The organism is Roseovarius atlanticus, assembly GCF_019802205.1.
Taxonomy (GTDB): Bacteria; Pseudomonadota; Alphaproteobacteria; order Rhodobacterales; family Rhodobacteraceae; genus Roseovarius; species Roseovarius atlanticus_A.
In genome coordinates, this window is sequence record NZ_JAHVHQ010000003.1 from 2002972 (window position 1) to 2025924 (window position 22953).

Consider the following 22953-nt stretch of genomic DNA (forward strand, 5'->3'; position numbering starts at 1 on the left):
GCCTATTTCGCCGGATCGTCCGCGTCATAGGCCTCGATGATCGCCGCCACCAGCGGGTGGCGCACCACGTCCTTAGAGGTGAAGTAGTTGAACGCGATCTTCGGGATATTCTTCAGCAGCCGCTCGGCATCGTGCAGCCCGCTGGTCACCCCGCGCGGCAGGTCGATCTGGCTGCGGTCGCCGGTGATCACCATGCGGCTGCCCTCGCCCAGCCGCGTCAGGAACATCTTCATCTGCATCGAGGTGGCGTTCTGCGCCTCGTCCAGCACCACGAAGGCATTGGCCAGCGTCCGCCCCCGCATGAAGGCCAGCGGCGCGATCTCGATCCGCTTCTCCTCGATCAGCTTGGCCACCTGCTTGGCCGGGAAAAAGTCGTTCAGCGCGTCGTAAAGCGGCTGCATGTAGGGGTCGACCTTGTCCTTCATGTCGCCCGGCAGATAGCCCAGCTTCTCGCCCGCCTCGACCGCCGGCCGGCTCAGGATGATCCGGTCCACATGCCCCTCGATGAACATGCTGACACCCACCGCCACCGCCAGGTACGTCTTGCCGGTGCCCGCCGGGCCGATGCCGAAGGCCAGTTCGTTGGCGAAAAGCGACTGCACATAGGCCTTCTGCGCGTCGGTGCGCGGCTCGACAGGCTTCTTGCGGGTCTTGATCTCGACCCGCCCGCCCTTGAACATCTCCAGCTGGTCTTCGCCGCCCTCGTGATCGCCCGCGCCCCGGTCGGCGCTGCCGCCCGCGCCCATGCGCAGCTCGCGGTCCACGTCGCCATGCTCGACCGTGCGGCCCTCTTCCAGCCTCTGGTACAGCGCCAGCAGCACGTCGCGCGCCTCCTTGGCCTGATCCGGCTCGCCGATCACGGCCAGCTGGTTGCCCCGGCGCAGGATCTGCACGCCCAGCTTCTTCTCGATTTCGGCAAGGTTGCGGTCATATTCCCCGCACAGGTCGATCAACAGGAAATTGTCGGGAAACTCGACAACCGTTTCCAGAATGTCGCTGTTCTCGGATTGCGACGTCAGCACGTTCGTGACCAATCAAATCTCCCTGTCAAAGGCCCATGATCAATGCTGCCAAGATGCGCCCCCAAGGGCAAGGGCCGGGCCGCAATTGTCACGGGTTTGAAACGAAAAATGCCGCGAACCCTGTGGTCCGCGGCACCGGATTGAGCATATGGGCGCGATCAAATCGAGTCGGCCACGGGCGAACCGCCCTTGTAGTTGCCGGTCGCCACGGTCGGCGGCGCGGTGCCGGAACAGACGGGCTTGCCGTACTTGTCCAGCCGCTGCGACAGGTAGCCTTCGGTCCCGTCGTCGATGATCCAGTGGTCACAGCCGTTGGGATCGACCCAGATGCCCGCCTGAAGCTGGCTCAGGTGCTTGGAATCAAAGCCCCGGTCGACGGTCTTGTCGCGCTTGTCGTCACAGGCCGCCAGCGCACCGACAAGGGGGAGCACGGCAATAAGTTTGAATGCTTGCATGGTTCAGGTCCCCTCAGCGGATGCAGATGATTTCGACGCGGCGGTTCTGCTGCATGCCCGCGGCCGTGTTGTTCGACGCTTTCGGCAGACGCTCGCCGTAGCCGCGCACATCCGCGATCCGGGCGCCGGTTCCGGCAGCGATTCGCGCCACCGAGTTGGCCCGGCGATAGGACAGGTCGATATTGTACTCGTCCGAGGCGCGGCTGTCGGTATGCCCGGTGATGATATAGGAAATCGCCCCGGTCTTGCGGAAGAACTCCTGCAGGCGCGCCCGTCCGGCGGCGCTGATATTCGCGCTGTCGGTGGCGAAAAGCTGGTCGGTGTTGACCACGCCGCACACGTTGCCCCGGCGGCAGACCGGGATGCCCTGGCGGTTCACGTGGGGGGTCATGTACCCTTCCCAGCCGTCATCCATCACCCAGTGCTCGCACCCGTCGGGATCGACCCAGATCGTCGGCACATAGCGCTCGCCCTTCACGACGCGCTGGCCACTTTGCGCCTGACCGACCTCGGTCATCGCCACCACACCCAGAGCGACGGCAGCAAGTCCGCTCATCAGGGTGCGCACTGTTCTCGAAAACGTGTTCGTCACAGCCACTGTCCTTTTAATTATTTCCCCCATTTGCCCCGGTAGCAGGCAGCGATTCCGGGGCAAAAAACGAATTATTGTTAAAGTTTAGCAAGTTCCGGCGCGTTGTGAAGCATAAATAACCAGATATTGTGGCGGTTCGTGAAACAATCGCCACCCATGGGCTATCCACGCGCCGTCTGGGCAAATTATCCGGCAACCAGAACGCGTTACCGCCAGCGTGCCGGAAATTCAGGCGGTCAGAACCCGACCGCCCAGGGAATTGGCGCCGCTCTCGGTGATGATCACCCGGCGCAGGTCGCCGGGAGCAACGGTGGAATCACTCACGTGCACCGCGTGCAGGTAATCCGACTTGCCCACCATCTGCCCGTCGCGCCGCCCGGCCTTCTCGAACAGAACACCCACCTCGCGGCCCACCATCGCATCCTGGATGGCGCGCTGCTGCTCGGTGATCAGCGCCTGAAGACGGTGCAGGCGCTCGGTCTTGACGTCCTCGGCCAGCTGCGCGCGCTCTGCCGCCGGGGTGCCGGGCCGCGTGGAATACTTGAACGAATAGGCATAGCCGTAGCGGACCTCCTCGATCAGCGCCATCGTGTCGGCGAAATCGGCCTCGGTCTCTTCGGGAAAGCCCACGATGAAATCCCCTGACAGCAGGATATCGGGCCGCGCCGCACGGATGCGCTCGATCAGCCGGATATAGCTTTCGGCCGTGTGGCTGCGGTTCATCCGCTTCAAAATCCGGTCGCTGCCCGACTGTACCGGCAGGTGCAGGTAGGGCATCAGCTTGGCGCACTCCCCGTGCGCCGCGATCAGGTCATCGCTCATGTCGTTGGGATGGCTGGTGGTAAAGCGGATGCGCTCCAGCCCGTCGACCTTGTCCAGCTCCCAGATCAGCTGCGCCAGCGACCAGTCGTTCCCGTCCGGCCCCTGCCCGTGATAGGCATTCACGTTCTGGCCCAGCAGGGTGATCTCGCGCACGCCGCGCTCCACCAGGTCCTTGGCCTCATCCACGATCCGGGCCACCGGGCGGCTTACCTCCGCGCCACGGGTATAGGGCACCACGCAGAAGGCGCAGAACTTGTCGCAGCCCTCCTGCACCGTCAGGAACGCGGTCGGGCCCCGCTTGGCCTTGCCGCCCCGCTTGCGCAGCGTGTCGAACTTGTCGTCCAGCGGAAACTGCGTATCCAGCGCCTTGGCCCCGCTCCGCGCCTTGGCCTCCAACTGCGGCAGGTTGTGATAGCTTTGCGGCCCCACCACCAGGTCGACCATCGGCTGGCGGCGCATGATCTCCTCGCCCTCGGCCTGGGCGACGCACCCCGCCACGCCGATCTTCAGGTCGGGCTTGGCGTCCTTCAGGGCCCTAAAGCGGCCCAGCTCGGAATACACCTTCTCGGCGGCTTTCTCGCGGATGTGACAGGTGTTCAGCAGGATCATGTCGGCGTCGTCGGGGGTGTCCGTCTCGACATAGCCCGCGCCGCCCATGGCCTCGGCCATGCGCTCGCTGTCATAGACGTTCATCTGGCACCCGTAGGTCTTGATGTATAGCTTCTTGGCCTCGGACATGGCCACACCCCCAGCTCAAGCGGTTTCAAGGCGCCTGCCTACACCACCTGCGGCCCGACTTGCAATGCACCGCGAATTGCGGGATTTTGACCCGAAAAGACGCCCCGAGGACGACGATGCAGCACGCCACCCTGTCCGCCTTTCTGAAAGAGCCCGGCACCGCGCTGGCCAAGGGGCCTGTCGCGATGATATTCGTCGAGGACCAGGTCGAGGTCGACAGCGCCATTCGCCACCATCTCGACACCGGCTTCCAATCCGTGCTGGCGCTGATGCCGTCCGGGTTCCCGCTGGCCCCCGACGTCAGCGCGGCGGTGCACCGCATCCCCTTCGACGTCGCCGCGGGCGACAATTACGTCGACGCGGTGAACAAGGTCATCGCCGCCGCGCCGGGCCTCTGGCTCTATTACTGCTTCAACGCCGAATACCTGTTCTTTCCGTTCTGCGAGACGCGCACCGTGGGCGAGATGCTGGCCTTCCACACCGAGGAACGGCGCGACGCGATGCTGACCTACGTGGTCGATCTCTATGCCGGGGACCTCGACCGGCACCGGGACGCGGTCTCGCTCGAGGATGCGCACCTGGACCGCTCCGGCTATTACGCGCTGGCGCGCAACGACCCCGACAATCACAACCACCCGCGCGACCGGCAACTGGATTTCTTCGGCGGCCTGCGCTGGCGGTACGAGGAACATATCCCGATGGAGCGCCGCAAGATCGACCGGATTTCGCTGTTCCGCGCCCAGCCGGGCCTGCAGCTGCGTCCCGATCACACGTTCAACGACGAGGAATACAACACCTATGCCTGCCCCTGGCACCATAACCTGACGGCGGCGGTGGCCTCGTTCCGAACCGCCAAGGCGCTCAAGCGCAACCCCGGCTCGACCTTCGACATCCACACCTTCAAGTGGCACAATTCCGCGCCGTTCGAATGGCATTCGCGGCAATTGCTGGACCTGGGCCTGATGGAACCCGGCCAGTGGTTCTGAACCACCCGTCCCGGGCCTGACCCGGGACCTCCCCAAAGCACTCGTCATCCTCGGGCGCGACCCGAGGATCTCCACGGCCTCACGCCCACTCACTCGTCATCCCCGGGCTAGACCCGAGGATCTCCACGGCCTCACGCCCACTCAACCGTCATCCTGGGGCGCGACCCGAGGATCTCCACGGCCTCACGCCCACTCAACCGTCATCCTCGGGCTCGACCCGAGGATCTCCTGACCCACGAGATCCCGGATCAAGTCCGGGATGCCGCCCGCTTCACCTTGCCGGCTTCACCTTGCCCGGCGCGCCCAGATCCGCAGGTCCCATATCACCTTTATCGTCGCCCCCAGCGCCAGCGCGAACAGCCCGAACTTGCTCACCATTTCCATCGTGCCCTGTATCAGCACCGCGTGCAGGCCCGTGCCCGCCACGATCAGCACCGCCAGCGCCGTATGCGCCCGCCGCCACGTCATCGGGCGCACTCCCAGCCGCTTGCGCAGCACCGCCAGCGCGGCGGTCGCAAAGATCAGCCACATCACCAGCACACCCCAGACCGAGAACGGCGTCGGCGAGCGCAACAGCAGCGCATCCACCACGTCGGGCGGGCTGGTCAACCACAGGCCCGCCACGTGCAGCACCACCAGCGCCACGATCCCGGCGCCGACCCGGCGATGCACCCGCCGCCCTTTCAGCGCGTCTATCCCGGGCAGGTATCCGCCCGCCAGCAGCGGTTGAAGAAACATCAGGGCAAAGCCCGCGATCCCGGCAAACCCGGCCACGATGTAGACGGGTTGCCGCCATTGCAACAGCGGGCTGAGCCCCGCCGCCGCCACCGGAACGACAAGGGCGGCGCAAACCGCCACCCATATCAGGACCTTGCGCAGCATCGGGGGTTTATGCCGGCACCAGCACGAACTCCACGTCAAGCGAAGTCTGCCCCGGGCTCGACATCACCGGGCGCAGGAACACTGTCCTGAACCCGCCGTCGTCGTATTCGGCATCATAGGCCAGGTGCCCGTGCGGCTGGCCGAAGGCGGGCACGATCTGCGGCATGTCCATCACGAACCGCCCGTCGCGGTCGGTCAGCGTCGCGCCGTGGCTTTCCGGGTCGCGCTCGTGGCCTTCAGTCGTATGCGCCCACATCTGGATGCGGCGGTCCTCCAGCGGCGCGCCATCGCCCGCCCGGCGCACCGTGCCGGTCATGGTGAAGCCGCCATTGCCGATCCGGTCGGTCAGGGCGGCGCCGGGGCGATAGTTGTTGGCCCCGCCCGGCATGGTGGGCGTCGGCTCCACGCCGGCCGCGCGTGCCGGCACGATCAGGCCGGAGCCCAGCGTCACGGCGGCCGCCGCGCCGCCGGTGGCGATCAGGTTGCGTCGATTGATCAGTCGGGGTCTCATCTCGGTCACTCCTGTCGGGTCGGGGGCACAGGCTGCCATCACAGGCACAGCCTTCGCCATAGTACACCACCAAAGATAACGCCGATCCGGCACAGGCAAACCACCCTCACGGCACCGTGACCGCGCGGTTTCGTCCCGCTCGGCGCCCGATCGGCGCCCGATCGGCAAAAGTCGGCGCAGCCGCGGGCGGCAGCGCCCCACGGCGGCTCAGTCGCGCAGCGCCTCGCCGGTCCATTCCGGCAACGGAAACACGATATCGTAAAGCCAGTTAAAGCCCAGCGCATAGACCATGTAGAACAGCGCAAAGGACAGGTCCATCACCAGCGCCTGCCACAGCGACACCTGCAAGTACCAGGCGATGAAGGGCATCAGCACCACCAGGAGCCCCGCCTCGAACAGCACCGCATGGGCCACCCGCTGCCGCGCGGTCTTGCGTGTCGATCCGGTCCCGCGCTGCAACACCAGGTCGAAGCCGAAATTGAACACCATGTTCCAAAGCGTGGCGATGGTCGCGCTGACAAGGCCGACCACCCCGATATCGTGCATCGGCATGCCGAAGGCGACCGCGCCCAGCGGCACGACCAGGATCAAGGCGATGATTTCGAAACTCAGCGCGTGGCGCAGACGGTCGAGCGGGGATCTCATGGAACCCTCCCACATCATTCCGGGCCGTCCCGGACGCAAAGCCCTGCTGGGGAGGTCGTCCTCTGACATGGTAAATGACGGTGTGACGCGGGGCTTTCAAGCGCCGGCTGTCCGATTTGGGAAGATGTGGCCGACAGGGCACCACCCTGCCCCGGCCTGCACGCCTATTGCCGCATGTTCAGCAAGGCGCGGGTCAGCGCATTATGCTCGCCGCTGGTGTTCCTGCTGCCGAAATCGCCCATCGCCGTCAGGTAGCTGCTGCCGCCTTCCATGCGCTCGATCCAGTCCATGCCGTGGACATAGACCGCCTGCATCCGGTCATGCATCACCGGGTAAAGCGCCCGTTCCTGCCAGATCGCGGTCAGGCACAGCCCGGCCAGCCCCAGCTTCAGGCGCCGCGCCCACTTGCGCGCCGTCAGGGCGCGTGCATTGCGCTTCTCGAAGCGGGCCTCGGCGGGGTTGGGTTGAAAGCTCATGCCACCCAGCGTGCCGGCTCCCCGTGGCGAATCTAAGGCAAGACCCGGACCAAATCGGGACAACCCGGGGGATCGGTCACTGCCAAAGGCCGCCCGGCACCCCGGCTCACCGCCGCGCGGGCGCGCGGTCTAGAGGTTTTCCGGCTGCGGCATCCCCAGCACGTGATAGCCGCCATCGACCTTGATCACCTCGCCGGTGGTGCAGGCGCCCGCGGGGCTCGCCAGGTAGACCGCCGTGCCGCCGATCGCCTCCAGCGTGGCATTGGCCCGCATCGGCGCGTTTTCCTCGGTGTGCCGAAAGGTCCGCCGCGCGCCACCGATGGCCGCGCCCGCCAGCGTCTTCATCGGCCCCGGGCTGATCGCGTTCACGCGGATCTTGTCGGGACCCAGGTCATTGGCCAGGTAGCGCGTCGTCGCCTCCAGCGCCGCCTTGGCCACGCCCATCACGTTATAGTTCGGCACCACCCGGTTCGACCCCTGGTAGGTCAGGGTCAGCATCGTGCCGCCCTTCTCCTTCATCATCGGATAGGCGCGCCGCGCCACCTCGATGAAGGAATAGACCGAGATGTCCATCGAATGCTTGAAGTTCGTCCGGCTGGTGTTCAGGAACCGGCCCGACAGTTCCGACTTGTCGGAATAGGCAATCGCGTGCACCACGAAGTCGATCGTCGGCCAGGTCTCTGCCAGCGTGGCAAAGGCCGCGTCCAGCGACTCGTCCTTCGTGACATCCACATCCAACAGGATACTGGACCCCACCGAATTGGCCAGCGGCTCCACCCGCTTGGCAAACGCCTCGCCCTGGTAGGAAAACGCCAGTTCCGCGCCCGCCTCGTGCATCGCCTTGGCGATGCCCCAGGCGATGGAACGGTCGTTCGCCACGCCCATGATCAGGCCCCGCAATCCTTGCATAGAGTTCGTCATGCGTGCCCTATCCCTCGAACCGGCTCAGCAGCATCGACCCGTTTGTGCCGCCGAAACCGAAAGAGTTTGTCATCACCGTATCAAGCCCGGCCTCGTCCACGCGCGCCGTGGCGATCTCGCCCTCACGGATCGCGGAGTCCAGCGTCTCGACATTGATCGACGGGATGATGAAATCGTGGTGCAGCGCCAGCAGGCAATAGATCGCCTCCTGCGCGCCCGTGGCGCCCTGGCTGTGCCCGGTCATCGACTTGGTCGAGCTGATCGGGGGCACGTTGCCTTCGCCAAAGATCCGCCGCACCGCCTCGACCTCGCCCGCGTCCCCGACCGGCGTGCTCGTGCCATGCGCGTTGATGTAACCGACGCGGCGCTCCTCGGGCAGTGTCTGCAACGCCAGGCGCATCGCCCGCTCGCCGCCTTCGCCGCTGGGGGCCACCATGTCGTGCCCGTCGCTGGTGGCGGCATAGCCCGTCACCTCGGCATAGATTTTGGCACCCCGCGCCTTTGCGTGCTCCAGCTCCTCCAGCACGACGATCCCGCCGCCCCCGGAAATCACGAATCCGTCGCGGCCCGCGTCGAAGGCCCGGCTCGCCTTTTCGGGGGTGTCATTATACTTGGAAGACATCGCGCCCATCGCATCGAACAGGCACGACAGCGTCCAGTCCAACTCTTCGCCGCCGCCCGCGAACATCACGTCCTGCTTGCCCATCATGATCTGCTCCGCCGCGTTGCCGATGCAATGCAGGCTGGTGGAACAGGCCGAGGTGATGGAATAGTTGATCCCCTTGATCTTGAAGGCGGTCGACAGGTTGGCGCTGATCGTCGAGGACATGCATTTCGGCACTGCGAACGGCCCGATCCGCTTGGGGCTGCCCTTTTCCAGCACGGTCTGGTGCGCCGCCAGCATGGCCGAGGTCGACGGCCCGCCGGACCCCGCCACCAGCCCGGTGCGCGGGTTGACGATCTCGCCCTCTTCCAGTCCTGAATCAGCGATGGCCTGTTGCATGGCGATATGGGCATAGGCCGCACCCGGCCCCATGAAGCGCAACGTGCGCTTGTCCACATGCTCGGCCACGTCCAGCTTGACGTCCCCGGCGATCTGGCTGCGAAACCCGTGCTCCGCCATCTGCTCATTGGCGGTGATGCCCGAACGCCCCTCTTTCAAGGAGGTCAGCACCTCCTCGGCATTGTTGCCGATGCTGGAGACGATTCCCAGCCCGGTGACGACGACGCGACGCATGTTGCCTCCCTACCTGATTGCCCGCGTTGTAGGACATGCAAGGCGGCGGGTGCAAGATCAATGCCGCCCCTGCGAACCTACCCCAGCAGGGAAAAATGCTCCGGGTCGATCGAGATTGTCCACTGAACGCCGTCCGGCGCCACGTGGTAAAGCGCCTGCGTGCCCAGCATCGACGGCGCCAGCGACGTCAGCACGGTACTGCCGAACCCCGGCGCGTCATCCTCTGGCGGATGCGCCAGGCCTCTTTCCCGCCAGCTCAGGTCCAGGGCGCGGCCCTGGGCGCCTTTCGACAGTTTCCAGGCCAGCTCCACCTCGCCGCCTTCATGCGCCAATGCGCCGTATTTCATCGCGTTGGTCGCCAGCTCGTGCAGCGCGATCCCCAGCGTCTGCACCGCCTGCGGCATCAGCCGCACCTCCGGCCCCGACAGGCGGATGCGGGCATCGTTCTCGGATGTGAAGGGGCGCAGGTGGCCGACCACCAGCTCGCGCAGGTCCGCATCGTCCCACTGCCCGCCGACCAGCAGGTCGGTCGATTTCGACAGGGCCGAGATGCGCGCGCCGAACTTGGCCTGGAAATCGTCCACGGACGCCGCGGTGCGGGCGGTCTGGCGCTGCACCGCCGACACGATCGTCAGCATGTTCTTGGCCCGGTGGATCACCTCGCGCGACATCAGCTCACGCGCCTTCTCGGCGCGGCGCAGCTCACTGATGTCCCGGTGAATGTTGGAAATCGCCACCACGTCGCCATCCACGCCCCGGATCGGCGCGCAACTGATCCAGACCTCGCGCGGCGTACCGTCCCGGGCAATGCGCACCGCCTCGAAACGGTCCAGCCGCCCGGCGATGATCTCGTCGCGGTACCAGGTCACGGGCTGTTTCTCGTCTGACGGGTAAAGCGTCTCCAGCGACCGCCCGACGATCTCGTCGCTGGCATAGCCGTAAAGCCGCGCGGCCGCCGGGTTCCACGACGTGATCCTGCCCTCCAGGTCATAGGTCAGGATCGCGTCCGACGTCCCCGCCACCAGCGCGGACAGCGCGTTGCTGTCCACCGCCGTCCGCTTCAGCGCGTCCCGCTCGTGGTGGCGCTGCGTCACGTTGCGGTGCTGGATCGTCAGAAAGGGCTGCCCCTCGAACATCATCCGCGTCGCGGTCAGCTCGAACCAGCGTTTCATCGTGGGGCTGTCACAGGGGTATTCGCACACGAAGGTTTCGCCCGAGCGCAGCGTCGTCTCCAGCGACTCCGCGATCAGCCGCGCCTCCATGCTCGACTCGCCGTCGGCGCTCCGGCAGATGTCGAAATAGTTGCTTCCGACATAGCCCGAGGGCGCCCCGTCATTCTCTGCGCCGAATTGCTTCCAGGCGGAATTGGCGGCGATGACCACGCCGCTGGAATCCACGATCACGAACTCGTCCGGCAGTGCATCAATGAATTCCGTCACGCCCATCCGGCCCACCGGCCCGAAAGCATCACTGTTGGTTTGCACGTGCTCTTGCCTCGTTACTCGTCTGCGGTTGGCATTCCACGTGGGGACGATCCCCCACAGGCACAACCTTGGTATATCAAGGCTACCGTATCCCAAGGGCGCAGGCGCCCTGCAATAAACTCGTTTAAATAGGGTTAACATTACGTGGCGTAAGCGGGAATCCGCTCAAATGCTTTCAAATCAGCCACTTAGGCACGCGCAGTCCGCATTTTGCGCGAAAACTTGAGCGATTCTGACCGATGTGGCAGCATTTCTGTCACGTCCGACCCTCCCGCACGGCGGATCCTTCACCATGACGTTGCGTCACCCGTCTCCCCGGCCCCGCCACCCCGACCTTGCGGGCAAGACATTCCTGGTCTGCATCGGCGCGGCCAAATGCGCCACCAGCTGGCTGCACGCCTACCTCTCCGGCCTGCCCGAATGCGCCCCCTCTCCGTTGAAGGAGGTGCATTTCTTCGACGCCCGCCACCCCGCGCATTGCCTGGGCGATCCCGACGCGCTGGCGCTCGCGCGGCTCAAGTTCCACCTCGATCAGCCCGGCGATGCGCTGGAAAACCTCCGCCGGCGCGCCACGTTCCGCGCCAGCCTCGACCGGGCGCAGATGATCCAGGACGAGACCGCCTATTTCGGCCATTTCGCCCGGCTCTGCGGCCCCGAGACGCGCTGTTTCGCCGACATCACGCCGGGCTACTCGGCCATCGGCGCGGCGGGCTTTGCCGACATCCGCGACGTCGCCGCGCACCAGGGTTGCCGCCTGCGGGTCCTGTTCATCCTGCGCGATCCCGTGGCGCGCTTCTGGTCCCAGCTGCGCCACCTCGAACAGATGGCCCCCGACACCCGCGCCACGCAGGACTGGGACGGCGTCCGCCAGATGCCCGCCCTGACCGCGCGCGCCGATTACGCCGGCATCCTCACCGCGCTCGACGCCACCTTCGGGGCCGGCAAGGTGCTCTGCCTTTTCTACGAAACCCTCTTCACCGAGGCCATGCAGCGTCGCCTCTGCGATTTCATCGGCGTGCCTTTCGCCCCGGCCGACGCGAACGCCCGTCACAACGAAACCACGCTCAAGGCGCCCTTGCCGCAGGCCGCGCGCACGGCACTGGCGGCACAGCTTGCCCCGCAATACGCCTTTTGCCGCGACCGCTTCGGCACCGCGCTCCCCGCGAACTGGCAGGGCTGATGCAGAAGAAACCTTTGAACCCTGTCGCGACCCGCTCCGACCCATCCTCGTTACGCAACGCGCCAGACCCATCCCGGCGCCCCAACGGAGGATACCCCCATGCCCGAAGACGGCATCATCATCGACTTCCGGTCCATCCCGGACGCAAAGACACGCTCTCTCGCAGAGGACCTGGCCGAAGACATCGTGCAGCGCAGCATCATGGAATATTTCGAGCCCAAGGCCCGCGACACCGCCACCGCGCAGGACATCGCCGAGCCCGAATGGGACAGCCTCGTGCCGCCCGACATGACGGACAGCTTCGACTTCCTGCTCTAGCGGTACACCTTCGAGGGTCGCGCCTCAGTTCTCGCTCAGCGCGACCTTCATGTCCTTGACCTGGTAGATCACCTCGCCATCGGCCTCGACCCGGCCATCGGCGACACCCATGGTCAGCCGCCGCGTCTGCACCGCCTTGGTGAAATCCACGTAATAGGTCAGCATCTTGCGGTCCGGGCGCACCATGCCGGTCAGCTTCACCTCGCCCACGCCCAGCGCATAGCCGCGCCCCTGCCAGCCGCGCCAGCCCAGGTTGAACCCGGTGAGCTGCCACAGCCCGTCAAGGCCAAGGCATCCCGGCATGATCGGGTTGCCCGGAAAGTGACACTCGAAGAACCACAAGTCCGGCTTGATGTCGAACTCGGCCACCACGTGCCCCTTGCCATGCGGCCCGCCATCGCCCGAAATATCGGTGATCCGGTCCATCATCAGCATCGGCGGCTCGGGCAGCTGCGCATTGCCGGGGCCGAAAAGCTCGCCACGTGCGCATTTCAGCAGGTCTTCGCGGTCGAAGCTGCTCGGGAAGTCGGCCATAGGGTCGCACCCTTTTCTCAATTGGTTCCTTTATCCGATCCTGTAACACCCCGCAAAACCTCCGCGCAAGCCCTGCCGCGCCGCGCTATGGTGCAGAATTTTGTTTGAAATTCCCCTGTGGAGACCCCTATATTGGCATTGAGACAGGAGCTTTCATGACCGATACCGAGGCGACAACCCGAGGCACCGCATGGCTCGCAGGCGCAGGCTTGCGCCCGACCCGTCAACGCGTCGCGCTGGCCGCGCTGCTTGTCGGCGACGGGCAGCATCGCCATGTGACCGCGGAAAGCCTCTACTCCGCCGTCTGCGAGAACGGCGACAGCGTCTCGCTCGCCACGGTCTACAACACCCTGCGCGCCTTCTGCGACGTGGGCCTGTTGCAAGAGGTCACGGTCGACGGCTCGAAAAGCTATTTCGACACCAACACCCACGATCACCCGCACTTCTTCTGGGAGGACGAGCAGCGTCTTTCCGACGCGCCCGCCGACGAGCTCGAGATCGCCCGCCTGCCCGGTGCCCCCGAAGGCGCCGAGATCGCAAGCGTCGACGTGGTGATCCGCCTGCGCCGCAAGTCCGGCTGACCCGCCCGGAATGCGCGCCGCCTATTACGAACAATTCGGACCCGCCGAAGACGTCCTGACTGTGGGAGAGGTCGACACCCCCACGCCCGGCCCGGGCGAGGTTCTGGTGCGGCTCACCCATTCCGGCGTGAACCCCTCGGATGCCAAGTCCCGCGCGGGCACCCGCCCCGGCGTGACCAAACCCGATTTTCCGCGCATCATCCCCCATTCCGACGGCGCCGGCACGATCTTCGCCGTGGGCGAAGGCGTCGATCCCGCCCGCATGGATCAGCATGTCTGGCTCTGGAATGCCCAATGGCAACGCGCCCACGGCACCGCGGCCGAGATGATCGCCCTGCCCGCCGACCAGGCCGTGCCCCTGCCCGAGGGCATCAGCCACGAGGTCGGCGCGACGCTGGGCATTCCCGGCCTGACCGCCTGCCAGACCGTCTTCGGCGGCGGCGAGGTGGCGGGCCAGACGCTGCTCGTCTCGGGCGGCGCGGGGGCCGTGGGCCACATGGCCGTGCAACTGGCCAAATGGGGCGGTGCGACGGTCATCACCACCGCCTCCGCCGATGCCGCCGATTACGTGGCCGACACCGGCGCCGATCACGTGCTCGACTACCGCGACGAGGACCTGGCCGCGAAGATCAGGGACATCGCGCCGGGCGGCATCGACCGCGCGGTCGAGGTCGAATTCGGCACCAACGCCGCACTCCTGGCCGAGGTGATGAAACCGATGGGCACCATCGCCACCTACGGCTCGGCCAAGGACATGACGCCGGAACTGTCCTTTGGCCCGATGCTCTTCAAGGCGCTCAAGATCGACATCACCCTGATCTACATCCTGCCGCCCGCGGAGCGCGCCGCGGCCATCGCGCGCCTGCACGCGGCCCTGGCCGACGGCGCGCTGACCCCGGCCATCCACGCCAGCCTGCCGCTCGCCGATTGCGTCACAGCCCATAACATGGTGCTCAGCCCCGGCCGCCGCGGCGCGGTCCTGCTGGAACCCTGACGCCGCGCCGCCGGGCCCGAAACCGGCTTTCGCGGCACGGCCCCCGCCATGCCACCCTTGCAGAGCCGCGCAGCTTCACTTACGCCAGACCTCAGGATGACACCGAACCGGCACGTCCCCTGACGTAAGTACATGAAACCCAAGATCCTCACGACCCTGCCCGGCTATTCCCGGACGCTTCTGGCGCAGGACGTCCTCGCCGGCGTGACCGTGGCGATGGTGGCCCTTCCGCTCAGCCTGGCCATCGCCATCGCGTCGGGCGCCGACCCCGCCAAGGGCCTGGTGACCGCCATCGTCGCGGGCTTCCTGATCTCGCTTCTGGGCGGCAGCCGCGTGCAGATCGGCGGGCCGACCGGCGCCTTCATCGTCGTGGTCTTCGGCGTGATCGCGGATCATGGCTATGACGGGCTGGTGCTGGCCACGCTCATGGCCGGTCTCATCCTGCTGGTCGCCGGTTTCTTCCGGGCCGGAAACCTCATCCGGCTGATCCCCGAGCCGGTGATCAACGGCTTCACCATCGGCATCGCCGTCATCATCGCCACCAGCCAGCTCAAGGACCTTCTGGGCCTCGCGGTCACCGACCTGCCGGCAGATTTCCTGCCCAAGGTCGAGGCACTCTGGGCCGCCCGGCCCACCGTCTCGGGCGCTTCCGCGACGATCGGCGTCGTCACGATGGCCCTGATCGTCCTCTTCCGCCGCGCCGCGCCGAAATGGCCGGGACTGATCGTCGCGGTGGCCCTGACATCGGCCATCGTCGCCTTTACCGGGTTGCCCGTCGACACCATCGCCTCGCGGTTCGGCGATCTGCCCGGCACCCTGCCCTGGCCCGCCCTGCCGGTCGTCAGCATCGACAGGCTGATCGAGCTTCTTCCCTCCGCCCTGGTCATCGCCTTCCTGGCCGGCGTCGAATCCCTGCTCTCGGCCATGGTCGCCGACCGGATGATCGCTGGGCATCACCGGCCCAACGCGGAACTGCTGGCGCAAGGGGCCGCGAATATCGGCTCGTCGCTCTTTGGCGGGATGCCCGCGACCGGCGCCATCGCCCGCACCGCGACCAACATCCGCGCGGGCGGCAAGACGCCCGTGGCCGGGCTGGTCCACGCGGTGACGATCCTGGTCGTCATGCTGGTCGCGGCACCGCTGGTGGGGTACATGGCGATGCCCGCGCTGGCCGGTCTGCTGATCCTCACCGCCTGGAACATGAGCGAGCCGCACAAGTGGCGCGGCCACCTGGCCGAGCGCGCCTCGGACATCTTCCTGCTGGCCCTGACCATGGTCCTGACCGTTCTGGCCGACCTGACCGTCGCCATCGGCGTCGGCGTCGCGCTGGGTCTGGCCCTGCGCCTGCACCGCCGCAACGTCCCGGCCTCCGACTGGTCGGACCCGGACCGATAGGCCCGGCACGCCACCCCGGCGTCTCGGCTGCCCGGGCACAGGGCCTGCCGCCTGGCCAACGCCCCCGGGGCAGCGCTACAGCCGCGCGAACTCCGCGCCGATCTCGGCGTCGCCGTCCTTGCGCTCAAGCCGCTCCAGCATCGACGTGATCTTCCGTCTCAGCCGCCGCGACCGGATCTGCCGCGCCTCCAGCTTGCGGGGCGCCAGCCGCACGCCCTCGTCCCTCGGAACAAGGTCGAACTCACGCACCGCCGCGACCACGTGATTGGCCTGGTTGGTCGCACAGACCGCCACCAGTTTCAGACAGCGGTCCTCCAGGTCGCTCTCGTCCGCGCTGTGCCCCGCCCGGCGCGCCACATCCTCGAAGGTTCCGATATCCACGTACCCGCCCGACGGGATCGGCCCCTGCCCGGTCACGTTCGTCGGCTGCTCCAGCTCCTCCTTGCGCAGCTCCTCGCGGTCGACAACACTGGACACATTGACGTCCTCGCCGGTGTCCAGAGACGCCAGCACGTCCAGCAGATAGGCAGGCTGCGCGCCCATATTCGACACCAGGCACCGGGCTTGCATGTCCGGTCCGCCGCCGCGGTTGATCAGGATGCTGGACCGGCGCTGCTGGATATAGCCGCTCAGGAAGATATGCAGGTAGACCAGCCACACGAAAGTCGTCGTCAGGCTGGCCGCGATCTGAACGATCTCCACGTTCTCTTTCAGAAACTCCATCATTATCGTCACGCCCCTTGCTCTTGCCGGCTTTTGCAAAAGGGCAAACGCCGATCACGCGCGCGTGTTCCCACTCGCGCGGGTCGCCACGCTTGCACAGTGGCAGAACGCTCCCCCCCCCGCCGCGCAACGAAAAACGCGCGCAACGGCCCCCCGTCGCGCGCGCTCAGGACTGTCCCGCGCCCCGGTTCACCCCGAGACGCGCCCCCCAAGCCACCGTCAGGGTCGCGCCACGGCCCGCAGGGAAAAGAACCGATGTTCGCATTGCGGATTTTGGTGCCGTTCACGACGGAGGCGAGCGTCAGCCCCTGGGGTGGCGATCCGACGGCAATTCTGCAGCACTTCATGCCTGCCAAATACATCCTCGGAAGGGTCGTTGCGCCCAGCCTCAGACAAATCGCCAGCCCGAGGGAGGGGCTGACGATGGCCGGGCCGCTTCGCGGCTGTCAACCGGCTGGGGCGCAACACCAGTATGTTACGAGCGACTGGATCCCGACATTCGGTGCGGGCGGACTGACATATAAGACGTGCCATCTGAAGCCCCGGCGCTGAAACAGGCCGCAGGCCCGCGCCATCGACGGGCCGCCCCCACGGCCCGGCGATTGGGTGACGTTCGGTGCATCGCCCAATCCTGTTTCGGATGTGGCCTGGACAAAACGCTGCCGAACCACCCTCGGATCGCCGCGCCGCGGCCCGTCAATGGCACTCGGGGCTATTGATCACACATGTCCGCAAAGGGCTCGAAGCAGCGCTTCGCTTGGCGTCGCATCGGCGTCCGCGTCTCTGTGTCGCCAACAGAAAACGCGCATGACCGCATCCGATCACGCGCGCTCCCGCAATCCGCGCCCCCCGGTCAGCCCGAGGGCGCACGCGCAAGGGCGCGGCAAGGCTGCCGCCGCCCCGGCGAAAGTGTCGTCAGCTGTCGATCCCGACAAGCTCCACGTCGAAGGTCAGGTCCTTGCCCGCCAGCGGGTGGTTGGCGTCCAGCGTCACCTGCTCGTCGGTGACCTCGGCCACCATCACCTGCAGGGTCTGGCCCTGCGGCGTCTGCACCTGCAACTGCGTGCCGATGTCCAGCGGGATGTCGTCGGGAATGTCGGCGCGCGGCACCGCCTGCTTGGCGGCCGGGTCCAGCGGGCCATAGGCCTCGTCCGCGGGCACTTCGACGGTCTTCTTGTCGCCCACTTCCATGCCCGGAATGGCCTTGTCGAGGCCCGGAATGATCTGGCCCGAGCCGACCGTGAATTCCAGCGGATCACGCCCTTCGCTGCTGTCGAAGGTCGTGCCGTCGGCCAGGGTGCCCTTGTAATGAACTTTTACCGTATCGCCGGATTTCACCTGCGTCATGTGGTTTCCAATCTGTTTGGGGGATGGGTTTCCAAGGCCGCGCCTCGCGCGGGTACTTGCTGGTCTGCCCCAAGGCTAACCTGCCATGGCAGCGATTGCAAACAGGGTTCCAACCCTTCCCCAGACGTGCCACTCTGCCCCCAAACTGCGCCCCGAACCACCCCGGACCCGAAGGCCTCCCATGCTCATCACCACCTGTATCTTCGACGCCTACGGCACGCTTTTCGACGTCGCCGCCGCCGCCCGCACCGCCGCAGACGAGCCCGGCCGCGAGGCGTTCAAGTCCCACTGGCCCGCCATCGCCGAACACTGGCGCCTGAAGCAGCTGCAATACACCTGGCTGCGCGCGGTGATGGACCGGCACACGGACTTCTGGCAGGTCACCCAGGACGGCCTCGACTGGGCGCTCGAGGCCGAGGGCCTCTCGGACGACGCCGACCTGCGCGAACGCCTTTTGGCCCTCTATTGGGAACTCGAGGCCTACCCGGAGGTCCCCGCCATGCTCCACGCGCTCAAGGACGCCAGGAAAAACACCGCGATCCTGTCGAACGGCTCGCCCGCCATGCTGGACGGCGCGGTGACATCGGCGGGCATCGGCGACGTGCTCGACGACGTGCTGTCGGTCGAAAGCGTCGGCATCTTCAAACCGCATGACAGCGTTTACGACCTCGTCGGCAAGCGCTTCGGCTGCGCCAAATCAGAAGTGCTTTTCGTCTCTTCCAACGGCTGGGACGCGGCGGCGGCGGCGGGCTACGGCTTCACCACCGCCTGGGTCAACCGCGCCGGCGCGCCGATGGACCGGCTGCCCGCCAGGCCCGGCCATGTCCTGAAGGACCTCACCGGCATCCCGGAGCTTGCCCAATAATGCCGCACTTCACCACCTCCGACGGCCTGTCGCTGCACTACACCGACGAAGGAACCGGCACGCCGATCCTCTGCCTCGCCGGTCTCACCCGGAACGTGACCGACTTCACCTATCTCGTGCCGCACCTGCCCGATCACCGCGTCCTCCGGCTCGACTATCGCGGTCGCGGCCTGTCGGACCATGCCGAGGATTACATGACCTACAACATCCTGCGCGAAGGCCAGGATGCCATCGAACTCCTCGACCATCTGGGCATCGAGAAAACCATCCTCATCGGCACTTCGCGCGGCGGCCTAATCGCCATGGCGCTCTCGCACAGCAACCCCGACCGCCTCGCCGGCGTGGTGCTGAACGACATCGGCCCCGAGGTAGCCCCCATCGGCATCCAGCGCATCATGGATTACGTCGGCAAGACGCCGCCATTCGCAAACCTCGACGCCGCCGCCGAGGCGCTGGCCGCAGGCCATGCCAAGGATTTCCCCGACATCCCCCCCACCCGCTGGCGCGAACAGGCCGAGTTCATGTGGCAGGACGCCCCCTCGGGCGGCATCGCCCTGCGCTACGACCCCCGCCTGCGCGACGCGCTGGTGGGCCAGGCCGGCGCGGGCGAATCCGTGGACCTCTGGGCGCTTTTCGACGGGCTGAAACCCATTCCCACCGCCTCGATCCGGGGCGAGAACTCCGACCTCTTCACCGCAGAGACGCAAGCACAGATGCAGACCCGACACCCCGACATGATCACCGCCGTCGTACCCAACCGCGGCCACGTCCCCTTCCTCGACGAGCCGCAATCGCTGGCCGCCATCCGCCAGCTGCTGGAGGCCGCCGCATGAGCGACATCACCCTCATCCGCGCCGCCGCCGAGCGCCTCAAGGGCCACGCCCGCCGCACGCCGCTCCTGTCGTCGCCCTTCCTTGACGAGATCGCGGGCCGCCGCATCCTCGTCAAACCCGAATGCCTGCAACACACCGGCAGCTTCAAGTATCGCGGCGGCCGCTCCGCCGTCTCGGCGCTCGATCCGGAAACCCGCGCCAAGGGTGTCATCGCCTTCTCCTCCGGCAACCACGCGCAGGGCGTGGCGCTGGCGGCCCGCCAGATGGGCGCCCCCGCCGTCATCATCATGCCCGCCGACGCGCCCGCATTGAAGATCGCCAACACCCGCGCCCTGGGCGCCGAGGTCGTCCTCTACGACCGCGCCGCCGGCGAAAGCCGCGAGGAGCTGGGCGAGGCACTCCAGGCCGAGCGCGACCTCACCCTCATCCGCCCCTATGACGAGCCGCAGGTCATCGCGGGCCAGGGCACCTGCGGGCTGGAGATCGCGGAACAAGCGGCAGAGCTCGGCATCGTTGAGGCCGAAATGCTGGTCTGCTGCGGCGGCGGCGGCTTCACCTCCGGCATCGCGCTGGCGCTCGAAGCCGAGGCACCAGGCTTTAAGGTGCGCCCGGTGGAACCCGAAGGCTTCGACGACGTCACCCGCTCGCTCGCCTCGGGCCAGATCGAGACCAACGCAGGCGTCAGTGGCAATATCTGCGACGCCATCCTCACCCCCGCGCCGGGCAAAATCACCTTCCCGATCCTCAAACGCCTCTGCGGTCCCGGCATCGCGGTCTCCGAGGATGACTGCCTGCGCACCATGGCCCACGCCTTCCAGCGCTTGAAACTCGTTGCCGAACCCGGCGGCGCCGCCGCCTTGGCCGCCGCGCTCTTCCACGGCGACCGGCTCAATGCCGACACCGTGATCGTCACCATCTCGGGCGGCAATGTCGACGGGCCGATGTTCGCGCGTGCCCTCGAAACACTCGGAGACACCCCATGAGACGCATCGAAGGCGACCTGATCGCGCTCGCCAAATCCGGGCATTTCGACGTGCTCGTGCACGGCTGCAACTGCTTTCACACCGTGGGTGCGGGCATTGCGAAAATCATTGCCAAGGAATTCCCCGCCGCCGCGCAAGCCGACATCGAGACACCCAAAGGCGACCGCGCCAAGCTCGGCACGATCTCCCATGCCACGGTCGCGTGCGACGGCCACAGCCTCACCATCGTCAACGCCTACACCCAGTTCGACTATCGCGGGCGGGGACAAAAGGTCGACTACAGCGCCTTGCAATCGGCCTTCGAAGCAGTCGCCGCACAGTTCCCCGCGGCCCGCATCGGCTATCCCCTGATCGGCGCAGGCCTGGCGGGCGGCGACTGGGACGAGATTGCCCCGCGCATCGACACCGCGCTCGACGGGATGGACCACGCCCTCGTGGTCCTGCCCGACGCGGGACGCTAGGCGTATGCCGCGCCCGTCGCGCCCCCGGAATTTGCGCAAATTCCGGAATGGAAAATGCGCATTTTCCATCCCGTTTTCCGCGCGGAAAACGCCCCCGGCCCGACCCGGCGCAACATCAGAAGGCCCCGCATGACCGACGTCACCATCGCCAGCTTCAACGTGAAAAACCTGATCGACCCCGACCGGGAGTACTACGAATTCCAGTCCTACACCCCCGAGGAATACGCCTGGAAGCTCGACTGGATGGCCGACCAGATCCTGACGCTCGATGCCGACGTGATCTGCTTCCAGGAGATCTTCGAGAAGGACGCCCTGCACGCGGTGATCGACGAGGCGTCCATCCGCGCCCGCGCGCTCAACGATGCGTCCATCCCCGACCGCTCGAAACGCTATCACCGCAAGGCGATCTTCCGCAAACTGGCCGTCACCCCCTATGACAACGCCACGCTGGCCTTTGCGCCCAACGCCGCCGACACCGGCGAGCCGGGCAAACGCCGCCCCGGCGTCGCGATCCTGTCGCGGCTGGGCTTCACGGGCACGCCCGAGATCATCCAGGACCTCGAAGAGCCGCTTTCGATCCCCTTCCAGCCCTTGCGCGGCATGGACGGCACACAGGACGCGGGCCATTACGTCCTGCGCCGCCTGTCGCGGCCTGTCATCAAGGCGCGCATCCCCATGGGCGGCCAGACCGTGACGGTCTTCAACTGCCACCTCAAATCCAAGCTGGGCGAATACATCACGCCCCCCGGCGCCGACTACGCCCCCGAAGAGGACCTGACCCACTACGATCCCATCGGTCGCGCCATGGGATCATTGCGCGCCACCGTTCGCCGCATGGCCGAGGCCTGGGTGCTGCGCCGCGAGGTCGTGCGCGAGATCGAGGCGGGCCACCCGGTCATGGTGCTGGGCGATTTCAACGATGGCGAACACGCGGTCTCGACCGAGATCATCACCGGCGAGGCGCCCTTCAAGAACTATGCCTGGATGCTGCGCCACGACGCGCAGGACCGTTCCGACCGCTATTCGGACGAGGAGAACCGCCGGATCACCGAGAATGTCGAGCGCGTCCGCCTGCATTCGGCGGAAAAGATGTTCGTCCGCAAATCCCTGCGCGACATGGTCTACACCTCGGCCTTCGGCGGCGTCTTCGAGAGCATCGACCAGATCTTCCTGTCCCGCCATTTCCACCCCGACAACCCCGACCGGGCGGGCGAGATGACCTATTTCAGCGTCTTCAACGACCACCTCACCGACGGCTCGCACCCCGAGGCGCCCTATAACAAGCTGGCCTCCGACCACGGCCAGATCATGGCGCACCTGCGGATGCAGAAGACGTAACACCGCCCGGCGCACGCCCAGGGCCTCAGCGCCCCGGGGTCAGGAAAACCCGACTGTGACGGCCCCGCGGCGCGTGGTACCGTCGATCATTATTTGATGAAACAATTTAGGGTCGGTGGCCCTTTTTCAATAAAACCAGTTCGATACGCTGTGCCAATAGTCCGGCCACCGTTTTACGCCGTGGAAATTCTTGATATCAGACTGCTGGGGTTGGCGGTCGTCGCCGCCCTGGGGTACGGCATCGCCACCATCGGAATGAAGATTGCCTCCGGCCACTGGTCACTCGTCGCCTACGGTCTCATCCTGCTGGGCTTCATCGCCGCGACACAGGCCGAGGTCGTGCTGATGCGCGGGGTCACGCTCGGCACGCTTTACCTGCTGATCATCGCGATCGAAACGCTGATCGTGCTCACCTACGCCTATTCCATCGGCGAGGGCCTGTCCTCGCGCGACGTGGGCGGCGGCGCGCTCATCCTTCTGGGACTGGCGATCGTCTCTCACTGACCGCCCTCTCCGGCGGGCCGGCCCCTCTGCCAATCGACGGCGCTCCGCGCAACGCGGAGCGGTCAATGCTGCCCTGTTCAAGGTTGCAAATTCGGCAGCGCAAACAACCCACGATTTAAATAATCA

26 protein-coding genes are annotated in these 22953 nt (G+C 66.4%); 12 read left to right on the plus strand and 14 right to left on the minus strand.

The features are described from left to right. Positions 1-2: 2 nt before the first annotated feature. The 4 genes from KUV49_RS15820 to miaB all read right to left on the minus strand — a co-directional run bounded on the left by KUV49_RS15820 (position 3) and on the right by miaB (position 3629). Entirely contained in the window at positions 3-1034 is a 1032-nt protein-coding gene (locus KUV49_RS15820) for a PhoH family protein (RefSeq protein ID WP_222450779.1), read from the minus strand. A gap of 146 nt (positions 1035-1180) precedes the next feature. Beyond that, a complete protein-coding gene (locus tag KUV49_RS15825) occupies positions 1181-1477 on the minus strand; it encodes a hypothetical protein (protein ID WP_222450780.1) in 297 nt (98 codons plus the stop codon). A gap of 13 nt (positions 1478-1490) precedes the next feature. Continuing rightward, positions 1491-2033, minus strand: a complete 543-nt coding sequence (locus tag KUV49_RS15830; RefSeq protein ID WP_222450781.1) for an OmpA family protein — start codon at positions 2031-2033, stop codon at positions 1491-1493. 264 nt (positions 2034-2297) lie between these two features. Then, positions 2298-3629 carry a tRNA (N6-isopentenyl adenosine(37)-C2)-methylthiotransferase MiaB gene (gene miaB / locus KUV49_RS15835; RefSeq protein ID WP_222450782.1) on the minus strand — a complete coding sequence of 444 codons (1332 nt, stop codon included), beginning with the start codon at positions 3627-3629 and terminating at the stop codon, positions 2298-2300. 116 nt (positions 3630-3745) lie between these two features. Between miaB and KUV49_RS15840 the strand changes: the two genes are divergently transcribed. Next, positions 3746-4615 (plus strand): hypothetical protein, encoded by an 870-nt coding sequence (locus tag KUV49_RS15840; protein WP_222450783.1) that lies wholly within the window; start codon positions 3746-3748, stop codon positions 4613-4615. Positions 4616-4900: 285 nt separating this feature from the next. Here KUV49_RS15840 and KUV49_RS15845 read toward each other — a convergent pair whose 3' ends face one another. The 7 genes from KUV49_RS15845 to KUV49_RS15875 form a co-directional block, all read right to left on the minus strand. Continuing rightward, positions 4901-5497: a ferric reductase-like transmembrane domain-containing protein gene (locus tag KUV49_RS15845; protein WP_222450784.1), complete on the minus strand. Its 597-nt coding sequence runs from the start codon at positions 5495-5497 to the stop codon at positions 4901-4903. Positions 5498-5504: 7 nt separating this feature from the next. Beyond that, positions 5505-6008, minus strand: a complete 504-nt coding sequence (locus KUV49_RS15850) for a twin-arginine translocation pathway signal (protein ID WP_222450785.1) — start codon at positions 6006-6008, stop codon at positions 5505-5507. 207 nt (positions 6009-6215) lie between these two features. Beyond that, positions 6216-6653: a PACE efflux transporter gene (locus tag KUV49_RS15855; RefSeq protein ID WP_222450786.1), complete on the minus strand. Its 438-nt coding sequence runs from the start codon at positions 6651-6653 to the stop codon at positions 6216-6218. Between the two features lie 164 nt (positions 6654-6817). Next, positions 6818-7129: a hypothetical protein gene (locus tag KUV49_RS15860; protein WP_222450787.1), complete on the minus strand. Its 312-nt coding sequence runs from the start codon at positions 7127-7129 to the stop codon at positions 6818-6820. A 129-nt stretch (positions 7130-7258) separates the two neighbouring features. Continuing rightward, positions 7259-8050, minus strand: coding sequence for an enoyl-ACP reductase (locus tag KUV49_RS15865; RefSeq protein WP_222450788.1), 792 nt, complete (start codon positions 8048-8050; stop codon positions 7259-7261). A gap of 7 nt (positions 8051-8057) precedes the next feature. Beyond that, entirely contained in the window at positions 8058-9287 is a 1230-nt protein-coding gene (gene fabB / locus KUV49_RS15870) for a beta-ketoacyl-ACP synthase I (RefSeq protein WP_222450789.1), read from the minus strand. 77 nt (positions 9288-9364) lie between these two features. Next, positions 9365-10771, minus strand: a complete 1407-nt coding sequence (locus KUV49_RS15875) for a sensor histidine kinase (RefSeq protein WP_222450790.1) — start codon at positions 10769-10771, stop codon at positions 9365-9367. A 292-nt stretch (positions 10772-11063) separates the two neighbouring features. Between KUV49_RS15875 and KUV49_RS15880 the strand changes: the two genes are divergently transcribed. Both KUV49_RS15880 and KUV49_RS15885 read left to right on the plus strand, forming a co-directional pair. After that, on the plus strand, positions 11064-11951 hold the full coding sequence (locus KUV49_RS15880; protein WP_222450791.1) for a sulfotransferase: 888 nt from the start codon (positions 11064-11066) through the stop codon (positions 11949-11951). Positions 11952-12050: 99 nt separating this feature from the next. Next, entirely contained in the window at positions 12051-12269 is a 219-nt protein-coding gene (locus tag KUV49_RS15885) for a hypothetical protein (RefSeq protein WP_222450792.1), read from the plus strand. Positions 12270-12293: 24 nt separating this feature from the next. Here KUV49_RS15885 and fabA read toward each other — a convergent pair whose 3' ends face one another. Then, positions 12294-12803 (minus strand): bifunctional 3-hydroxydecanoyl-ACP dehydratase/trans-2-decenoyl-ACP isomerase, encoded by a 510-nt coding sequence (gene fabA, locus KUV49_RS15890; protein ID WP_057795913.1) that lies wholly within the window; start codon positions 12801-12803, stop codon positions 12294-12296. A 155-nt stretch (positions 12804-12958) separates the two neighbouring features. Here fabA and irrA point away from each other — a divergent pair, with 155 nt between their 5' ends. The 3 genes from irrA to KUV49_RS15905 all read left to right on the plus strand — a co-directional run bounded on the left by irrA (position 12959) and on the right by KUV49_RS15905 (position 15773). Beyond that, positions 12959-13384 carry an iron response transcriptional regulator IrrA gene (gene irrA, locus KUV49_RS15895; RefSeq protein ID WP_222450793.1) on the plus strand — a complete coding sequence of 142 codons (426 nt, stop codon included), beginning with the start codon at positions 12959-12961 and terminating at the stop codon, positions 13382-13384. A 10-nt stretch (positions 13385-13394) separates the two neighbouring features. Next, a complete protein-coding gene (locus KUV49_RS15900) occupies positions 13395-14378 on the plus strand; it encodes an NADPH:quinone reductase (RefSeq protein ID WP_222450794.1) in 984 nt (327 codons plus the stop codon). Positions 14379-14510: 132 nt separating this feature from the next. After that, positions 14511-15773, plus strand: a complete 1263-nt coding sequence (locus KUV49_RS15905) for a SulP family inorganic anion transporter (RefSeq protein WP_222450795.1) — start codon at positions 14511-14513, stop codon at positions 15771-15773. A gap of 75 nt (positions 15774-15848) precedes the next feature. Here the strand turns inward: KUV49_RS15905 and KUV49_RS15910 are convergent, their stop codons facing one another. Then, complete coding sequence (locus KUV49_RS15910; RefSeq protein ID WP_222450796.1) at positions 15849-16499, minus strand: hypothetical protein; 651 nt, start codon at positions 16497-16499, stop codon at positions 15849-15851. Between the two features lie 912 nt (positions 16500-17411). Further along, positions 17412-17843, minus strand: coding sequence for a peptidylprolyl isomerase (locus KUV49_RS15915; protein WP_222450797.1), 432 nt, complete (start codon positions 17841-17843; stop codon positions 17412-17414). Positions 17844-18024: 181 nt separating this feature from the next. Here KUV49_RS15915 and KUV49_RS15920 point away from each other — a divergent pair, with 181 nt between their 5' ends. The 6 genes from KUV49_RS15920 to KUV49_RS15945 all read left to right on the plus strand — a co-directional run bounded on the left by KUV49_RS15920 (position 18025) and on the right by KUV49_RS15945 (position 22827). Beyond that, positions 18025-18708 carry a haloacid dehalogenase type II gene (locus KUV49_RS15920; protein ID WP_222450798.1) on the plus strand — a complete coding sequence of 228 codons (684 nt, stop codon included), beginning with the start codon at positions 18025-18027 and terminating at the stop codon, positions 18706-18708. Next, complete coding sequence (locus KUV49_RS15925) at positions 18708-19541, plus strand: alpha/beta fold hydrolase (protein ID WP_222450799.1); 834 nt, start codon at positions 18708-18710, stop codon at positions 19539-19541. Before KUV49_RS15920 ends, KUV49_RS15925 begins: the two co-directional genes overlap by 1 nt. Continuing rightward, on the plus strand, positions 19538-20524 hold the full coding sequence (locus tag KUV49_RS15930) for a threonine/serine dehydratase (protein WP_222450800.1): 987 nt from the start codon (positions 19538-19540) through the stop codon (positions 20522-20524). Before KUV49_RS15925 ends, KUV49_RS15930 begins: the two co-directional genes overlap by 4 nt. After that, positions 20521-20985 (plus strand): macro domain-containing protein, encoded by a 465-nt coding sequence (locus KUV49_RS15935; RefSeq protein WP_222450801.1) that lies wholly within the window; start codon positions 20521-20523, stop codon positions 20983-20985. Before KUV49_RS15930 ends, KUV49_RS15935 begins: the two co-directional genes overlap by 4 nt. A gap of 129 nt (positions 20986-21114) precedes the next feature. After that, positions 21115-22323 carry an endonuclease/exonuclease/phosphatase family protein gene (locus tag KUV49_RS15940; RefSeq protein ID WP_222450802.1) on the plus strand — a complete coding sequence of 403 codons (1209 nt, stop codon included), beginning with the start codon at positions 21115-21117 and terminating at the stop codon, positions 22321-22323. 180 nt (positions 22324-22503) lie between these two features. After that, the gene (locus KUV49_RS15945; RefSeq protein ID WP_152493056.1) at positions 22504-22827 is read left to right on the plus strand and encodes a 5-aminolevulinate synthase; all 324 of its coding nucleotides are present in this window, start codon (positions 22504-22506) and stop codon (positions 22825-22827) included. Positions 22828-22953 lie beyond the last annotated feature (126 nt).